At 39.9% G+C, this 17,981-nt stretch carries 17 protein-coding genes; 13 read left to right on the top strand and 4 right to left on the bottom strand.

Annotation, left to right across the window (positions count from 1 at the left end; genetic code table 11):
* Positions 1 to 16: 16 nt before the first annotated feature.
* The 6 genes from M998_RS01640 (at position 17) to ahpF (ending at position 8,382) form a co-directional block, all read left to right on the top strand.
* Positions 17 to 493: a GNAT family N-acetyltransferase gene (locus tag M998_RS01640; protein ID WP_068443692.1), complete on the top strand. Its 477-nt coding sequence runs from the start codon at positions 17 to 19 to the stop codon at positions 491 to 493.
* Positions 494 to 903: 410 nt separating this feature from the next.
* Entirely contained in the window at positions 904 to 1,974 is a 1,071-nt protein-coding gene (locus M998_RS01635; protein ID WP_068907225.1) for an HlyD family secretion protein, read from the top strand.
* Positions 1,971 to 4,727, top strand: coding sequence for a ribosome-associated ATPase/putative transporter RbbA (gene rbbA / locus M998_RS01630; RefSeq protein WP_068907224.1), 2,757 nt, complete (start codon positions 1,971 to 1,973; stop codon positions 4,725 to 4,727). The genes M998_RS01635 and rbbA overlap by 4 nt, the downstream gene beginning before the upstream one ends.
* Before the next feature lie 5 nt (positions 4,728 to 4,732).
* Positions 4,733 to 5,857, top strand: coding sequence for an ABC transporter permease (locus M998_RS01625; protein WP_166696386.1), 1,125 nt, complete (start codon positions 4,733 to 4,735; stop codon positions 5,855 to 5,857).
* 190 nt (positions 5,858 to 6,047) lie between these two features.
* Positions 6,048 to 6,611: an alkyl hydroperoxide reductase subunit C gene (gene ahpC, locus M998_RS01620; RefSeq protein ID WP_068443704.1), complete on the top strand. Its 564-nt coding sequence runs from the start codon at positions 6,048 to 6,050 to the stop codon at positions 6,609 to 6,611.
* Between the two features lie 196 nt (positions 6,612 to 6,807).
* The gene (gene ahpF, locus M998_RS01615) at positions 6,808 to 8,382 is read left to right on the top strand and encodes an alkyl hydroperoxide reductase subunit F (RefSeq protein ID WP_068907223.1); all 1,575 of its coding nucleotides are present in this window, start codon (positions 6,808 to 6,810) and stop codon (positions 8,380 to 8,382) included.
* A gap of 89 nt (positions 8,383 to 8,471) precedes the next feature.
* Here ahpF and M998_RS01610 read toward each other — a convergent pair whose 3' ends face one another.
* On the bottom strand, positions 8,472 to 9,053 hold the full coding sequence (locus tag M998_RS01610) for a YebB family permuted papain-like enzyme (protein WP_068443709.1): 582 nt from the start codon (positions 9,051 to 9,053) through the stop codon (positions 8,472 to 8,474).
* Between the two features lie 131 nt (positions 9,054 to 9,184).
* Entirely contained in the window at positions 9,185 to 10,711 is a 1,527-nt protein-coding gene (gene pdxR, locus M998_RS01605) for a MocR-like pyridoxine biosynthesis transcription factor PdxR (RefSeq protein WP_068907222.1), read from the bottom strand.
* Between the two features lie 104 nt (positions 10,712 to 10,815).
* Between pdxR and M998_RS01600 the strand changes: the two genes are divergently transcribed.
* From M998_RS01600 to M998_RS01570, 7 genes are all read left to right on the top strand, one after another.
* The gene (locus tag M998_RS01600) at positions 10,816 to 11,274 is read left to right on the top strand and encodes a GNAT family N-acetyltransferase (RefSeq protein WP_068907221.1); all 459 of its coding nucleotides are present in this window, start codon (positions 10,816 to 10,818) and stop codon (positions 11,272 to 11,274) included.
* A gap of 234 nt (positions 11,275 to 11,508) precedes the next feature.
* On the top strand, positions 11,509 to 12,417 hold the full coding sequence (locus M998_RS01595) for an AEC family transporter (RefSeq protein ID WP_068443719.1): 909 nt from the start codon (positions 11,509 to 11,511) through the stop codon (positions 12,415 to 12,417).
* A 141-nt stretch (positions 12,418 to 12,558) separates the two neighbouring features.
* Entirely contained in the window at positions 12,559 to 13,992 is a 1,434-nt protein-coding gene (locus M998_RS01590) for an AMP nucleosidase (RefSeq protein ID WP_446000161.1), read from the top strand.
* The gene (locus tag M998_RS19985; RefSeq protein ID WP_068443724.1) at positions 13,973 to 14,536 is read left to right on the top strand and encodes a GNAT family N-acetyltransferase; all 564 of its coding nucleotides are present in this window, start codon (positions 13,973 to 13,975) and stop codon (positions 14,534 to 14,536) included. Before M998_RS01590 ends, M998_RS19985 begins: the two co-directional genes overlap by 20 nt.
* 36 nt (positions 14,537 to 14,572) lie before the next feature.
* Positions 14,573 to 14,989, top strand: a complete 417-nt coding sequence (locus M998_RS19980) for a helix-turn-helix domain-containing protein (protein ID WP_068443727.1) — start codon at positions 14,573 to 14,575, stop codon at positions 14,987 to 14,989.
* Positions 14,990 to 15,109: 120 nt separating this feature from the next.
* Positions 15,110 to 16,069, top strand: a complete 960-nt coding sequence (gene accA / locus M998_RS01575) for an acetyl-CoA carboxylase carboxyl transferase subunit alpha (RefSeq protein ID WP_068443729.1) — start codon at positions 15,110 to 15,112, stop codon at positions 16,067 to 16,069.
* A 46-nt stretch (positions 16,070 to 16,115) separates the two neighbouring features.
* Entirely contained in the window at positions 16,116 to 17,006 is an 891-nt protein-coding gene (locus M998_RS01570) for a LysR family transcriptional regulator (RefSeq protein WP_068907219.1), read from the top strand.
* Here the strand turns inward: M998_RS01570 and M998_RS01565 are convergent, their stop codons facing one another.
* Together M998_RS01565 and M998_RS01560 are read right to left on the bottom strand one after the other, a co-directional pair.
* On the bottom strand, positions 17,007 to 17,465 hold the full coding sequence (locus tag M998_RS01565; protein WP_068907218.1) for an RES family NAD+ phosphorylase: 459 nt from the start codon (positions 17,463 to 17,465) through the stop codon (positions 17,007 to 17,009).
* Positions 17,462 to 17,926 carry an Xre family toxin-antitoxin system antitoxin gene (locus tag M998_RS01560; protein ID WP_068907217.1) on the bottom strand — a complete coding sequence of 155 codons (465 nt, stop codon included), beginning with the start codon at positions 17,924 to 17,926 and terminating at the stop codon, positions 17,462 to 17,464. Before M998_RS01560 ends, M998_RS01565 begins: the two co-directional genes overlap by 4 nt.
* Positions 17,927 to 17,981: the final 55 nt, after the last annotated feature.

Genomic DNA, 17,981 nt, shown 5'->3' with positions numbered 1-17,981 from the left:
TAAAAGAGAGTCGCTAATGAATGTAGAAATAAAACAAGCCACAATTAAAGATGCATCTTTAATTCTTGATATGATTATCGAACTTGCAGATTATGAAAAAGCGCGCCATGAGGTCAAGGCGAGCGTAGCGGATATTGAAGATTCTTTGTTCAGTCAAGATTCAAAAACAGAAGCGCTTATTTGTTATATAGATGGAAAAGCAGCGGGTTATGCGGTCTTTTTTACCAGTTATTCCACATGGCTGGGAAATAACGGTATCTATTTGGAGGATTTATATGTCTCGCCTGATTTTCGCGGAGCAGGGGCAGGAAAAAAATTATTAAAACATATTGCGGTCTTGGCGGCAGAGCGAAAATGTCAACGTTTGGAATGGAGTGTGCTGGATTGGAATCAACCGGCTATCGACTTCTATAATAGTATTGGTGCAGAGCCACAAGATGAGTGGATCCGCTATCGTATGGATGCAAAAACCATCGCTGAATTTGTGCGTTAATTTCATATAAAATAAATTCGACAAAGAATATTTATAAATCATACTTTTATTATTCCCCTCACGATAAAGCTAGTAAGGATAAATACTGGCTTTATTTTTTGCTTGCTATGGGTAAATTTATACAAATAATGCCTTATGTATACTTTTGTAATCATAATATGTTTTTTTGTGATACATGGCTATTTTACTTAAGTATAATTCTGATAAAATCACATTAAATTAGATAGATAGCATTATTAAGAGAATGTTCGATGGTTTTCGATAATGTTAAAAATAATAAAAAAATATTTTAGGTTGTTATCGATATTTATTTCACATATAGGCAGTTATGTGGGTTTATTAATTCACCAGGTTAATAATCAAAATAATTGTTATTCGCTATTTTCTTCATTGAATGGAAAAGGGATGGTATGAAAATAAATAAGCAGAAAATGTCTTTTTACATAGTTTTAATTTTAATTATTGCAGCGGGTGGTTTTTATTACTGGAGTGTAAACTCTGGCGGGTTGCCTTCTGGCTTTGCGCAAAGTAATGGGCGTATAGAAGCCACAGAGATTGATATTGCGACCAAAACAGCGGGGCGGATTGAAAACATCACGGTTAAAGAAGGAGACTTTGTAACGGAAGGACAAGAGTTAGCGAGAATGGATACCCGTGCTCTACAAGAACAATTACATGAAGTACAAGCTCAGTTGCGCCAAGCGATTAGTGCGGTCGTGACAGCGGAATCAGGTTTAACGCAACGAAAAAGTGAAAAGTTAGCGGCTCAAGCTGTAGTTCGTCAACGTGAAGCAGAACTTGATGCGGCACAAAAACGGCTAAATCGTTCAAGAATATTGGTTAGAACAAATGCTGTATCCCAACAGCAAGTCGATGATGATACCGCTCAAATGCAAGGTGCAAGAGCTGCACTTGAAGCATCGAAAGCCCAAGTCGCAGCGGCAACAGCGGCAATAGATTCCGCTAGTGCAGGGATCGTTCAAGCCAAAAATCGTGTTGAGGCAGCCACTGCAACAGAAAGACGTATCATTGCCGACTTAGATGATAGTGTCTTAAAAGCGCCTCGAAATGGTCGTATTCAGTATCGTGTAGCAGAGCCGGGCGAAGTGCTAGGCGCTGGTGGACGTGTACTCAATATGGTGGATTTAAGTGATGTATACATGACATTCTTCTTACCAACAGAAGATGCCGGAAAAGTGGCTTTAGGCAGTGAAGTTCATATTATTTTGGATGCGGCGCCAAACATTGTTATTCCAGCGAAAACTACATTTGTTGCGAGTGTGGCACAATTTACCCCCAAAACAGTAGAAACCCAAAATGAGCGCTTAAAGTTGATGTTCCGTGTTCGTGCACGGATTTCACCTGAATTACTAGAACAACACCTTGAATATGTCAAAACAGGTTTGCCGGGAAAAGCCTATATCAGTTTAGACCCTAATGAACCATGGCCTGCTGACCTTGAGGTGAGAATTCCACAATGACCAATAAACTGATGGATGATGTGATTGTTGATATAAAACATGTCAGCCAACATTATGGTGATAATTGTGCGTTGGATGACATTGTACTTTCTATTCCGGCTAAAAAAATGGTCGGGTTGATAGGCCCTGACGGAGTAGGTAAATCAAGCCTGATTTCATTAATCGCCGGCGCAAGAGCCATTCAACAAGGCAGTGTAATGGTTCTTGATGGTGATATGACGGATGCACAACACCGCAGAGCGGTTTGCCCAAGAATTGCGTATATGCCACAAGGGTTAGGTAAAAACCTCTACCATACACTTTCTGTCTATGAAAACGTGGATTTCTTCGGTCGACTATTTGGTCAATCAAAAGAAGAAAGGCAATATCGTATACAAGATTTGTTAGAAAGTACGGGACTTGCCCCTTTTAAAGACCGGCCGGCAGGAAAGCTATCTGGTGGTATGAAACAAAAGCTGGGCCTATGTTGTGCTTTAATTCATGACCCTGATTTATTGATATTAGACGAACCAACCACTGGGGTTGACCCCTTATCTCGTGCTCAATTTTGGGATCTTATCGACCGAATTCGTGAACGACAAACCAATATGAGCGTTTTGGTTGCCACGGCCTATATGGAAGAGGCTGAGCGTTTTGATTGGTTAGTGGCAATGGATGATGGCAAAGTTATGGCAACAGGCCATGCATCTGAATTAAAAGCTCAAACTCAATGTGATAACCTTGAAGCTGCCTTTATCGCGTTATTGCCTGAAGAGAAACGTAGCGGACACAAACAAGTTATTATCCCCCCTCGTGATACATCGAAAGATGATGTTATTGCTATTGAAGCACAAGATTTAACCATGCGGTTTGGCCAGTTTGTTGCGGTAGATCACGTTAATTTCAAGATCCCTAAGGGTGAAATTTTCGGTTTTCTCGGTTCTAATGGTTGCGGTAAATCAACCACAATGAAAATGCTAACGGGGTTGTTGCAAGCAAGTGAAGGCCAAGCATGGTTATTTGGTCAGGAAATCGACCCGAAAAATATTGAAACACGCAAGCGTGTTGGATATATGTCCCAAGCCTTTTCCCTTTACAGTGAATTAACCGTTCAACAGAACCTTGATTTACACGCTAAACTTTTTCATATTCCTGAAGAGCAGATAAAACAACGTATTGACGAAATGTGTCAGCGATTTGAGCTTGATGATGTGCGCGATACGATGCCCGATGATTTACCTTTAGGTATTCGCCAGCGCTTATCACTTGCCGTTGCGGTTATCCATAAACCCGAAATGCTGATCCTTGATGAACCGACCTCTGGCGTTGACCCAGTTGCTCGAGATATGTTCTGGAATTTGATGGTTGACTTATCAAGACGTGACGGCGTCACTATTTTCATTTCTACTCACTTTATGAATGAAGCGGAACGTTGTGACCGTATCTCACTAATGCATGCAGGAAAAGTATTAGATTGTGATACTCCGGCTAATTTAACCAAAAAAAGAGGGCTTGATACCCTTGAAGCAACCTTTATTGCCTACTTGCAAGATGCCGTTGGTGAAGCCGCAGCCGAGCAAGATAGCGTCCCTGAATTCCATGTTGATTCTGCATTAAAAGCGCAAGCTACAGAAGCGCTTAAAAAGCGTTTTAGTTTACGTCGATTATTTAGCTACTCTATTCGAGAAGGCATGGAATTGCGGCGTGATCCGGTGCGCTCAACACTTGCATTGCTCGGTACTGTGATCCTAATGTTTATTATGGGATACGGTATCAGCATGGACGTTGAAAACTTGAGATTCTCGGTGCTAGACCGTGACCAAACAGGTCTTAGCCAAGGCTACACTTTAAATTTAGCAGGTTCTCGCTATTTTATTGAGCAGCCGCCTATTCAAGATTATGATGAACTAGAGCAAGGTTTACGCAGTGGAAAAATTACGGTAGCAATTGAAATTCCACCTAATTTTGCACGTGATGTTGCCAGAGGTAATAATGTCAAAATAGGTGTGTGGATTGATGGTGCAATGCCAAATCGCGCTGAAACGGTGAGAGGGTATGTGCAAGCGATGCATCTTGCTTGGCTAAGTACGATGGCGGCACGTCAACCTGTTGGCGTCGCGGGAATACCTGCAATCGACATTGAAACTCGCTATCGTTACAACCCAGACGTACGTAGCCTTCCCGCGATTGTTCCTGCCGTTATTCCATTATTGTTGATGATGATCCCCGCGATGCTGAGTGCACTGAGTGTGGTGCGTGAAAAAGAACTCGGATCAATTATTAATTTATATGTCACCCCGATCACCAAATTAGAATTTTTACTTGGTAAACAACTCCCCTATATTGTTTTAGGAATGTTTAACTTTGTGATGCTGTGCATTCTTTCGGTGTATATATTTGGTGTTGAATTTAAAGGGAGTTTTTTGACATTAACGCTTGCAGCCTTCCTTTATATCACCATAGCGACGGGAATGGGGTTGCTTATTTCATGCTTTATGAAAAGCCAAATTGCCGCGATATTTGGAACCTCGATTATTACACTCATCCCGGCGACGCAATTCTCAGGTATGATTGACCCGGTTTCATCTCTGGAAGGGATAGGGCGTTGGGTCGGAATGGTGTATCCAACCTCCCATTTTTTAACCATTTCACGGGGCACATTTTCAAAAGGGCTTAATTTATTTGATTTACAGGGGTCGTTTATACCGCTGTTGATTACGATCCCAATCGTCATTGGGCTGAGTGTCTATTTCCTGAAAAAACAGGAGTCTTAGCAATGATGCGGAAAATACAAAATATTATTAACTTAGGTATCAAAGAATTACGCAGCTTGAGCCGTGATAAAGCGATGATGGCATTGATCGTATTTGCCTTTACAGTATCAATTTATTCATCTGCAACAGTCACACCGGGCTCACTGCATAATGCCCCCATCGCTATTGCTGATCAGGATAAATCGCAACTATCCAATCGAATTATTAATAGCTTTTATGCACCCTATTTTTTACCCCCTGCGGATATTACGCCCGACCAAATTGATGGATTACTGAATCGAGGTTCTTATACCTTTGCCTTAGATATTCCACCTAATTTTCAAAGGGATGTGCTTGCAGGCCGCCATCCTGAAATACAGGTTAATATTGATGCGACTCGTATGAGTCAGGCATTTTTAGGCAATAGTTATATTCAAAATATTACCTTAGGGGAAGTGAATGAATTTTTAGCCAAGTCTCGTAGTAATGCCAGCTTACCGGTTGATTTGGAAGTGAGAATGCGCTTTAACCCAAACTTAACGCAGTCATGGTTTGGCTCTGTAATGGCGATTATCAATAATATCACCATGCTTTCTATTGTATTAACGGGAGCGGCTTTGATCCGTGAACGAGAACATGGCACGGTTGAGCATCTGATGGTGATGCCATTGACGCCTTTTGAAATTATGATGTCTAAAATTTGGTCAATGGGGCTGGTCGTGTTGATTGCTTCGGGGGTTTCGCTGCTTTTAGTAGTCAAAACGCTGCTACAAGTCCCGATTGAAGGCTCTATCCTATTGTTTATGTGTGGTGTGGCACTAAGCCTATTTGCAACGACATCCATTGGTATTTTTATGGGGACGATTGCTCGTTCGATGCCACAGTTTGGTTTATTAATGATACTCGTTCTATTGCCATTAAATATGCTTTCAGGAGGGATGACAGCTCGAGAAAGTATGCCGCAGCTAGTTCAAGACATCATGTTAACCATGCCAACAACACACTTTGTTAATCTTGCTCAGGCTATTTTATATCGGGGGGCTGGCTTTCAGATTGTGTGGCCTCAATTCATCATTTTGGTGATAATTGGTGCTGTATTCTTTAGTCTTGCACTTGTGCGTTTTCGCAAAACAATTGCAACGATGGCCTAATGTTATAAATAAATGCTGTTGTCATTATGTCAAAAACGCTTGCTGATATTCCCAGTAGGCGTTTTAATGTTTAACCTATCAATAATTAAATAATCAAAAGATTATACCTATCAAATCGATAGTGCCTACTGATTGGATAAAGCTGCTGGAAAACAGTAACTTAATAGGCAACCCAACAGGAGGACATCAAATGTCATTAATTAATACTCAAATCAAACCTTTCACTAATCAAGCATTTAAAGACGGCAAATTTATCGAAGTTACTGAAAAAGACGTTGAAGGTAAATGGAGTGTATTTTTCTTTTATCCAGCGGACTTTACTTTTGTTTGCCCAACAGAACTTGGTGATGTTGCTGATCATTACGAAGAATTCCAAAAAATGGGCGTTGAGATTTTCTCTGTTTCGACAGACACACATTTCACGCATAAAGCATGGCATGCAAGTTCAGATACTATCGGCAAAATCAAATATGCCATGATCGGTGACCCAACTGGCGCATTAACGCGTAACTTTGAAAATATGCGTGAAGCGGAAGGCCTTGCAGATCGCGGTACGTTCGTTGTAGATCCACAAGGTATCATCCAAGCAATCGAAATCACAGCGGAAGGCATCGGCCGTGACGCATCAGATTTGCTGCGTAAAGTTAAAGCAGCTCAATATGTTGCAAGTCACCCAGGTGAAGTTTGCCCAGCGAAATGGAAAGAAGGTGAGGCTACATTGTCTCCGTCGTTAGACTTAGTCGGCAAAATCTAATTCGCTCACTGACTCGTCATATTTCAAGTTGCAGGGTTGTTGACTACACTCAGCAACCTGCAACTCGAATTATTTTGAGTATAAATTGATAGATTAACTGAAAAATATTGAAGTTATAGGTAACTAAATAAGCCTGTAGCTAAAAGCGTGACGGGTATATGTACCCGATTTTATGATTAAAATTAAAGGGGATTACATGCTCGATAATAATTTACAGGCACAATTGAAAGCCTATTTAGAAAAATTAACTAAACCTTTAGAGTTAGTTGCAAATTTAGATAGCAGCGAAAAATCAAATGAAATAAAACAATTAATTGAACAAATTGCTTCGCTATCAGACAAAATTAGTGTTCGTGAAGTTCATGACAAATCATTAAGAATGCCATCATTTCTAATTACTAATCCAGGTGTGGATAGTGGTGTTCGCTTTGCGGGTTCCCCACTAGGACATGAATTTACTTCTCTTGTTTTAGCATTATTACAAGTTGGTGGACATCCATCAAAAGAAGCACAAGAACTATTAGAACAGATTAAAAGCCTTGAAGGCGAATTTCATTTCGAGACTTATTATTCATTATCGTGCCATAACTGCCCAGATGTTGTTCAAGCATTTAATTTAATGGCGATTTTGAACCCAAATATCAGCCATACGGCGATTGATGGCGCGCTTTTCCAAAATGAAATTGAAGAACGCAATGTGATGGGCGTCCCCGCTGTTTTCTTAAACGGAAAAGAATTTGGGCAAGGGCGCATGACATTAAGTGAAATTGTCAGCAAGGTTGATACTAAAGCCGATGAGCGTGCGGCAAAATCATTGACCGAACGTGAGCCATTTGAAGTATTGATTATTGGTAGTGGTCCCGCGGGAGCTTCTGCTGCCATTTATACCGCTCGTAAAGGCATTCGTACTGGCGTGATTGGCGAGCGCTTTGGCGGCCAAGTTATGGATACGGTTGATATTGAAAACTATATTTCTGTGATTAAAACAGAAGGTGCGATATTTGCCGGTGCATTAAAAAACCATGTAGATAATTATGATGTCGATGTCATTGATGGTCAGTCAGTGACTAAATTAATCCCCGCAGAACAAGCGGGTGGCTTACATCAAATTGAAACCGCATCAGGTGGTATCTTAAAATCACGCAGTATTATTATTTCAACCGGCGCACGTTGGAGAAACATGGGTGTACCGGGGGAGCAAGAATATCGTACCAAAGGGGTAACATTCTGCCCACACTGTGATGGCCCTCTATTTAAAGGCAAGCGAGTTGCGGTGATTGGTGGTGGTAACTCAGGCATTGAAGCCGCGATTGATTTAGCCGGTATTGTTGAACACGTGACTGTGCTTGAGTTTGCACCAGAACTGAAAGCGGATTCAGTATTGCAACAAAAAGCGCGTAGTTTAAAAAATATCGATATCATTTTGAACGCACAAACCTTAGAAGTTAAAGGTGATGGTAGCAAGATGACGAGCCTTGAATATAAAGATCGTACTAATGAAACAGTGCATTCTTTAGCCGTGGCTGGCGCATTCGTACAAATTGGTTTATTACCCAATACCAACTGGTTAGGGGATACAATTACCCGTAATCGCATAGGTGAAATTGAAGTTGACGCTCGTGGTGAAACCAATATTAAAGGTATTTTTGCTGCAGGTGACTGTACCACTGTTCCTTATAAGCAAATCATTATTTCAGCCGGAGAAGGCGCAAAAGCCGCACTTAGCGCATTTGACTACCTAATCCGCACAAGTACCAGAACCGCTGAATAGGAGTTTTTTACTCTAAATTCAGTAGGTTGTAGTCAAAAGGCACTCGGGGGCGAGTGCCTTTTTTTGTGTGTATTTTAATCGTTATATTTCTAATGAATATCTTCATGACTCCGATAAATCAACGATAACTCAGGATGATGCCATAGGCTTGCTGGGGTTACAGTGGTGCGTTCCCATGGAATTTGTCCGATAAACCATAGCTTCCAAAAATTTAATTTCGCATTCGGATTTTTGCTTAATAATTCATGGAAAGTTTCTATTTCACCAATGCGAATAGATAATGCGGATTGATAAATATCAAAAACAAATTTAGAGCAAAATTGTCTTGAGGATTCATACTTAAATCCAGTGTGGTAAAACTTATTAAGTCTCGGTGGAACTTCCGCCACTAATGCATTTTTTTGCTCATTAGTTAGGTGGCTCGCTAGTCGTCGCACACCATAACGTTTATCCGATGAACGCGCGATAAAGCGTGACAATGTGGTGGTAGTTGAGAGAGGGACACGGCTTTCGGCGATTAAATAATCATTACCATCATGCCCGATAATCATGCCAACATGATTACTCCAGCATTGCGATGCAGATGCAATTTGACGAAATAGCTCAGTACCGATACTGGTAAAAATGACATCACCAACTTCGAGATTATAAGGATAATTAATTTGTTCCATCAACACACCTCAACATAAATAAAATAAAGATATTGAGACCATTTAAAGCGACATAAAGAAAAGCCACAATCAGACAATAACTCAAATCTATAATTTGTTTATCTAAGGTATATCATCATATTTTAAATTAATTACTCATCTAAATTAGTGTTGAGTGATCTAGAGTATATGCTCTCAAGTCTTTCACTAAGCAATTTAACGCTATTGGTAATATCAGATTCTGCATGTGCTGCATAACCAAATAAAATTGCATTGTTATTTTTACTATTAATACAATACCTTGATAGCGGCTGTGCGCCAAAACCTAATAAGCGGCATTGCTGTAAAATGATATCAATATCATAACCTTGTTTGACCCAACATACGGTATGAATTCCAGAATCGGTCAGCTGTACATCAAATATATCAGGTAGATATGAGTTAATTGCAGTAAAAAAGGTATTTTGCCGTTCGTGACATATTTTACGTATTTTTCTAACATGCCGAGCGTAGTGGCCTTCTTGAATAAATTGCGCTAAGGCGGCTTGTTCTAAATAGCTACAATGGCTATCGCTGTAGTATTTCATCATCGTAAATGCATCACTCAGAATTTCTGGCACAATTAAAAATCCGAGGCGAAATCCGGGATACATCATTTTAGAAAATGTACCTGCGTAAATAACGCGTTGGTGGTTATCGAGTCCTTGTAATGCTTGAATGGGTTTAGATAAAAAACGAAACTCACTATTATAATCATCCTCAAAAACCCATGCGTTATTTTGTTGTGCCCAATCTAATAAAGCTAATCGGCGGGCTAAACTCAAGGTGGTCCCAAGCGGGAACTGGTGGGAAGGGGCGGTATAAACTAATTTAGCATCGGGATGATATTTAGCAGCATAAGCTATATTCATTCCCTCATCATCCGATGGGATAGGTATTATTTGAGCACCTTGCCCCATTAAAATGGCTTTAGCACTGTCATAGCCCGGGTCATCTAACCAAACTTTATCCCCTTGTTTCAGTAGTACTCTGGCTGCAAGATTTATGGCTTGTTGTGTTCCATTAACGATAATAATTTGCTTTTCTGAGCAGTGAACGCCTCGGGTTGACCGTACATAATCGACTAATAACTGTTTTAATGGTGAATAACCATCTGGATGATTGTAGTGAGTAATGACATGTTTTGATTTACGCCAAACACGCCCTAATAGCCTTCCCCAAAGCTCGTGTGGAAATTGGTCAACACAACCAATACCGATATTAAACATTTGGTGTTTATTGGTATTAGGGCGTGATTGATTCCATGATCTGGTGAGATGATTAACCATAGGGTTCAGATTAAGTGCAGTATATTCAAGATGTTCAGTAGCATGTGGGTTATTTGTTGTTCGAACCAGTTCATCTGGGATATTTGCTGAAACATATGTGCCAGATCCTTGCTTAGAATAGAGATATCCTTCATCAGTTAACCGCTCAAAACCGGCAATCACAGAGTTACGTGAAATCGACATCATTTCAGCTAACGCTCTGGTTGAAGGGAGTTTGATGCCCGTACTTATTCTTCCGTCAAGTATGGCATTACGAATAGTGTGATATACGCTGTCTTTAATACTGTTCTCTTTTAGGATCCCTTCATCTAGAAGTAGAAGCGGAAATTGAGCTTGTTGCTTACATCGCATTTAAGTGGATCCTATTTAAATAACAAAAGTGTATCTTATACGGCACCATATTGGTATGTACTATAGCTGCATTATGTAATATATCTACAAACGGAAGGGTTATTATGAATAATGAAGCATTACCAGTTACGGTTGAGTTTGTCTCAGTAGAACATTATCCGCAGTGGTTAGTTTATTGGTTAGATTATCAAGCATTTTACCGTGTTGATTTAGATGAAGATGTGACTCTCAAAGCATGGGAACGTTTTTTTGATGCTAATGAACCTATGTACTGTGCTGTTGCACTTGAAGGGGATAAGGTTATCGGTTTTGTTAACTACCTATATCATCGGTCTACATGGGCTAAAAATGACTTTTGCTATTTAGAAGACCTTTATGTCACCCCTGAAGTCAGAGGGCGTCATGTTGGTAAGCAGTTGATTGAGTTTGTCCAAGCACAGGCACAAGAAAACCAATGTGGTCGTTTATACTGGCATACTCAAGAAACCAATTTACGTGGTCAAAAATTGTATAATTGGGTCGCAGAAAAACCAGGCGTAATTGAATACAGAATGCCGCTGTAAATATATTGAGTAATAATTATTCTACGCATTTCAGTGAGTGATTGGCTGGCCCGTTGTTAGGCAACAACGGGTTTTTATAATATAAGTGTGAGTTACTTTTGATTTTTACAAAATAACGCAATACAAAATGTTCATTATAAAAATAAGCGCTTTTTTTACCTAACATTTACATGCGTGTAACGTTAGGCTTGTTGATATCCTAATTTAATGCAATGAAAAAATAAATTAATCAACATGGAAAAGATTTTATTCGTTTTATGGCCATTATTTGCACTAATTGCTATGGGTTTTGTGTTACGTCGTACAGCGCTTTTTTCGGCGGATTTTTGGCCTAGTGCTGAAAAGTTAAATTATTTTATTTTATTTCCTGCATTGCTAATTAATAGCTTGGCAAAGGCACCTCTTGATAATCCTAAATTACCTTATTTAGCGAGTGCCATATTTTTTATTCTCGCGGTAAGTGCATTGTTGGCACTCATAAATAAATATTTATTTAAAATTAATATTCCCCGCTTTGGTGCATATATACAGGGAATTATCCGTTTTAATACATATCTAGGATTAGCGATTATTGCAGACCTGTTTGGCAATGAGGGGATCGCGATTGCTGCGGTTATCATGGCGATTTTAGTACCAAGCACAAATATCATATCAGTTTTGTCATTAACGGCAGGTAAGAAAATTTCAATCAAACAAATTTTCTTACCAATCATTAAAAACCCGCTGATTATTTCATGTTTTCTCGGAATTTTATTAAACTTATCACCAATTGGTTTGCCATTTGGTTCAGACCAGTTATTAAAATTATTAGCGGCAGCAAGCCTGCCATTAGGCTTGATTTGTATAGGTGGTGCATTACAAACTTCCACATTGAAGAAAGAGTTTAAGCCACTTGTATTAACAACATTATTACGTTTGCTTGTGATGCCTATCTTAGCTGTATTTACAGCCTATTTATTTTCATTGCCTGAGCTTGAAACGGTTTTATTAGTTATTTTCTTTTCGATACCTACAGCTCCAACGGCCTATATTCTTACTCGACAGTTAAGTGGTGATAGCCAATTGATGGCGGGGATCATTACATTACAAACCATTATCGCTGTGCTCACATTACCATTAGTTTTAACCTTAGTTATGCATTAAATTTTTAATTAAAACATGATGAAATAAAAGCATTAAGATATATTTTGCAACCGCTGCGCACATACACTATGTTATCGACTGATGACTACATCTGATAAGGAGTTGTGTGTGTCTTTGGAAAAAAGTCTGAAATCTAAAAAACTGTCTATTGAAGATGTTTTAGATAAACTTTCATCTTTGTACTCAAATGCGATTGAATCGTTAAGAAATGCAATCGCTATTTATGTAAAAGAAGGGCGCTTACCTGATATAGATGCGAGAAAAAGCGGGTTGTTTGCCTATCCTGAGCTTTGCGTGATGTGGCAAGGTGAAGTTGATCATTGTGAGAAAACTCGGGCGTATGCAAGATTTGTAAAGCGTGGGAATTACAGTATTACGATAACACAGCCTGAATTGTTTAGAGCTTATTTGGTTGAGCAGCTAACAATTTTACAGCAGGATTATGATGTTTCGTTTACTGTGCGTCCTTCACAGACAGAAATTCCTTATCCTTTCGTTATTGACGGCTCAGACCTGAGCCTTGATCGAAGTATGAGTAGCAGTCTTGCCGCGCATTTTCCTATTACAGATTTAGCCGATATCAGTGATGATATTACAGATGGTCTGTATCAAATCACCGATGAAATGCCTCTTTCCCATTTCGATGCATTACGCGTTGATTTTTCTTTAGCGCGATTAAAACATTATACGGGTACGCCTCCTGAACATGTTCAACCTTATATTTTATTCACAAACTATAATCGTTATGTGGATGAATTTGTGAGTTGGGCCTGTGAGCAAATACGCGATCCTGAAAGCCGTTATATTGCGCTGTCTTGTGTTGGACACAATTACCTTACTGATGAAAATGCCGATCCTCAAATTGCGATTTCTGATTTAACATGGAAAAAATTCCAAATGCCTGCATATCATCTGATAGCAAAAGATGGCGCGGGTATTACATTGGTCAATATTGGTGTTGGCCCATCTAATGCAAAAAATATTTGCGATCATTTGGCGGTATTACGTCCTCATACTTGGCTAATGATCGGACATTGTGGTGGATTACGTGAAAGCCAAAAAATTGGTGATTATGTTCTTGCTCACGCTTATTTGCGTGATGACCACATATTGGATGATGTATTACCACCAGATATTCCTATTCCAAGTATCGCTGAAGTACAAAGAGCTTTGTATGATGCAACTAAACAGGTCAGTAACATGCCTGGAGAGCTGGTTAAACAGCGTTTACGTACAGGGACAGTCGTCACTACCGACGATAGAAACTGGGAGCTGCGTTTTTTTGCAACAGCACGTAGATTCAGTTTAAGTCGCGCAGTTGCTGTCGATATGGAAAGCGCCACTATTGCGGCGCAAGGTTATCGTTTTCGCGTTCCTTATGGCACATTACTTTGTGTATCAGATAAGCCACTACATGGTGAAATTAAACTACCAGGCCAAGCAAATAGTTTTTATGAGGGTGCTATTTCGGAGCATTTACAGATAGGTATTCGTGCTATTGACTTACTGAGACAAGAAGGGGATAAATTGCATTCAAGAAAATTGAGAACCTTCGATGAGCCACCTTTTAGATAATCAGGAGAAGTCATTAATGGAACGCATTCCTATACTTGAAACGGAACGTTTGATTTTATCAAAGCATGAGGTGGATGATTTTCCGAGTCTAGCTCGATTATGGACGACTGATTCTGTTACTCATTATATTACGGGAGTCCCCTCAACAGAGCGTGAATCTTGGATGCGAATGCTGACATATAGCGGTTTGTGGCCATTATTAGGCTTTGGCTATTGGGCCTTACGTGACAAGAAAACCGGTTTGTATATAGGCGATCTAGGTTTTGCTGATTTTCACCGCGTCGTGGAGCCGTCAGTGAAAGGGATCCCTGAAGCGGGTTGGGTGATTGCGCCTGAACACCAAGGTAAGGGTTATGCAACTGAAGCTATGAGGGCTGCATTAGTCTGGCTAAAATCGCAAAATAAACATAAACAAACAATCTGCTTTATTGAACCTAATAATGAAGCCTCTTTACGTGTTGCCAAAAAATTAGGTTATATCGAAGATGGTGAAATATTCATGAATGGGGAACTAACCCTTCGGTTTCAGCAAAATTTAGATTGAGTCTTTACCATTAGACTGATAACGAGTTATAACTTTATGAATGATGAGCTCGATATTTCTCAAGTAAGCCAATTATCAGGGCTAGCGCCTTCGACTCTGCGCTATTATGAAGAGAAGGGGCTAATTACACCAATTGGCCGCAAAGGGCTTAAGCGTGTTTATCTATCTAAAGAGGTTATGACTCGTTTATCGTTAATTTCGTTAGGCCAGCAAGCGAAGTTTTCCCTCGATGAAATCGCTAAAATGTTAAATAATAAAGAAGGTCCTAGCGTTGAGCGTGCAAGTTTAATACGTAAAGCCGAAGAAATTGAAAAAACGATTGTAAATTTAAAGGTACTGAAAAGCGGCATCATACATATCGCAAATTGCCCTGAAGAAAACCATTTAATGTGCCCTAATTTTCAAAAAATCATGACCACTAGTTTGAAGCTAAGTCGTAAAAAGCATAAATAAAGCGCATGTCATTCTTCTATTATCCCATTATTGATAACAATTAATCCTACTATCATGCATAGAATGGGATTGAGAACATGATTACACTGTTAAAATTACAAGATTAATTTTAAGGTTGTTATGTCTACTCATTTTCTTGCTTTTGAAAAACCGATTGTTGAACTCAATGAAAAAATTGAAGCATTAGTTGCGTTTAAACAACAGGGCCACCCTTCTGAAATTAAACTTGAAGACGAAATAAAGTTACTTGAAAAAAAATGCTATTCATTAACTAAAACTATATTTTCGTCCCTTGGTGCATGGGAAATCGTGCAGTTGGCTCGGCACCCGTCAAGACCTTATACCCTTGATTATATTCCGTTAATTTTTACAGAATTCCAAGAACTTGCTGGTGATAGAGTATTCGCTGATGATAAAGCCTTAGTGGGGGGATTGGCTCGATTAGATGGGCGCCCCGTTATGGTGATGGGGCAGCAAAAAGGACGTAGTACCACAGAAAAAGTAAAGCGCAACTTCGGTATGCCATCACCTGAAGGCTATCGCAAGGCATTGAGATTAATGGAAATGGCGGAACGCTTTCATTTGCCCGTGATCATCTTTATTGACTCGGCAGGGGCTTATCCAGGTATTGGCGCTGAAGAACGAGGCCAAGCGGAAGCCATTGCACGGAATATCATGGAAATGTCCCGCTTAAAAACACCGATTATCTGTGTTATCACTGGCGAAGGATGCTCAGGAGGAGCGCTGGGTATCGGTGTTGGCGATCGGATTAATATGTTGGAATATAGCACTTATGCGGCAATATCTCCGGAAGGTTGCGCTTCCATTTTGTGGAAGGATGCCCAAAAAGCCCAAATTGCGGCTGAAGTGATGGGCATGACAGCGCCACGGCTTAAAGAGCTCGGGATCATCGACACCATCATTCCTGAGCCTTTAGGGGGTGCACACCGTAATTATCAACAAGCTGGTGAAAATTTAAAGCAACAATTGTTGGTAGATTTACATATGCTTAGTCAATTGGATACAGAAACTCTATTAGCAGAACGCTACCAAAAAATCATGGCTTTTGGTTATTGCTAGTGTTATTAGTTCAGGCCTATTGATAATAAATACGTGGGTAAATGTGATGTCAGTTGACTTGAATTTATTGAGAGTATTTGTCTGTGTAGCCACGGAAGGTAGCTTTGCCAACGCAGCTAAGCAGTTATCAATTCCAACATCGAATGTGAGTCGAAGCATCAAACAGTTAGAAGAACAACTTAATTGCCGATTGATCGAACGCACAACAAGGCGAATGCGATTGACGGAGCAAGGTGCTGTATTATTGCAGCAAAGTGAAAAACTGTATCATGAATTAGACGAAACCATTAGGCAGATTAGTCATCCTCAAGCGCTGTCAGGCACTTTAAGACTCACTATCCCGAGTGAGTTTGGTAGTCTATTACTTGCTGATTTACTGGCTCAATTTGCTTTATCCCATCCTAAATTGAGCCTTCATTGTGATACTCAATTAATGCCTTTAGATGTAATTAGTGATGATATCGATTTATTGTTAACATTTCATCGTGGTGAATTAGCGAACAGTAGTTACCATTCACGCTTAATTAAGTCATGGAGCAGTGTCGTTGTTGCAGCGCCAGCGTTGATAAAAAGAACGGGGATGCCAGAAACCCTAACTCAACTTGCCAACATGCCATGCATTTCGAGTTTAAGTGCATTGCAGGGGCAACCATGGATTTTTATCAATAAGGAAGGGCAACAAAAAAAGGTCAATATAAACAGTCAGTATCGTGTTAATAGCGGTATATTGGCAAATGCCGCAGCTATAAGTGGGGTAGGTTATGCCATATTATCTTATGAAGGATGTAAGACTCAAATAGAGCAAGGTAAGCTGGTAGTGGTTACTTTTAAAGATCAACAACCTGCGCCGATTGAGCTAAGGGCTGTTTATGCGAGCCGTAGCGCGTTATCGCCAAAGATTGAAGCCTTTTTAAATCATATTCTACAATGTGTTTAATTATTTAAGCCGAGCATCAAAACTAAAATCGAGCGGTTTAATACTATTGATTGCCTTAGTAAATTGGGGATGGTTCGGGTTAATAATTGCATTATATTCATATGGGATCACGCAAGAAGGGATCAGTAGTGCAACACTCGCATTATCGGTTAGCCAAGCGGTGCCGATATCCATTGTAGATGTAGGGGCTGGATCACTCTGCCAATCGTCAGGTAGATGCTCTAACGGTAGCCTCATCACTTGCTTATCGCTGATTTCAATTGAAAATAAATTATAATGATTCAATAAGCGCTCTTGATTAAGGTGCACCAGTATTTCAAGAGTAGCTAAAGAGATTTGTGTAGAGACATAAACTGCGGAGGTTCCTTTATGATTCCAACGACCACCGTATAATCGAGCACCTTGCCCTGACCATGCATCATGTACAAAATCAGATTTGATTAACCGGTATAAAATCATGAAAAGACACCCTGCTCGATGCGCCCGATAAGGTCTATAACCTCTAATGCCCCGCTTTCTGTCGCAATTAATTCAATAGGACGAAGATGTCCTAAGCCTTTTACCGGATGGTTTAACCAGTCGTTGGCCGCAACCTTATCACCGTTAAATAGTCGTACTGCAGCATCAAAAACACGAACTAAACGCGCAATTCGTTCACTTTCATCCGTATTAAGTGGCTGACCGGCATTTTTACGCCGAGCAAAATTACGTTCGTTAATACCGGATATGCGAAGTAATTCTGCTTTACTCATTCCTGACCATTCTTGGATATTGTCCAATACGTTGACCGATAGCCCTTGGCGTAAAAAGTGAGTGAGTTCAACGCCTCTTTCTGCAGGCAAACCTGCAAAGCGCCACAGTGGTTTGAATGTAGGCGATACAATATTTGAGGTAGGAAGGGTGGGAATATAATTTCTCATTTGAACCTCCATTGACATTTGTCTTTCTTAGTATAGACAAATGTCATGATGGAGT

The organism is Providencia heimbachae ATCC 35613 (assembly GCF_001655055.1).
GTDB lineage: Bacteria > Pseudomonadota > Gammaproteobacteria > Enterobacterales > Enterobacteriaceae > Providencia > Providencia heimbachae.
Note: the sequence above shows the minus strand (reverse complement) of the source record. Positions and strands in the feature narration are given on the sequence as shown.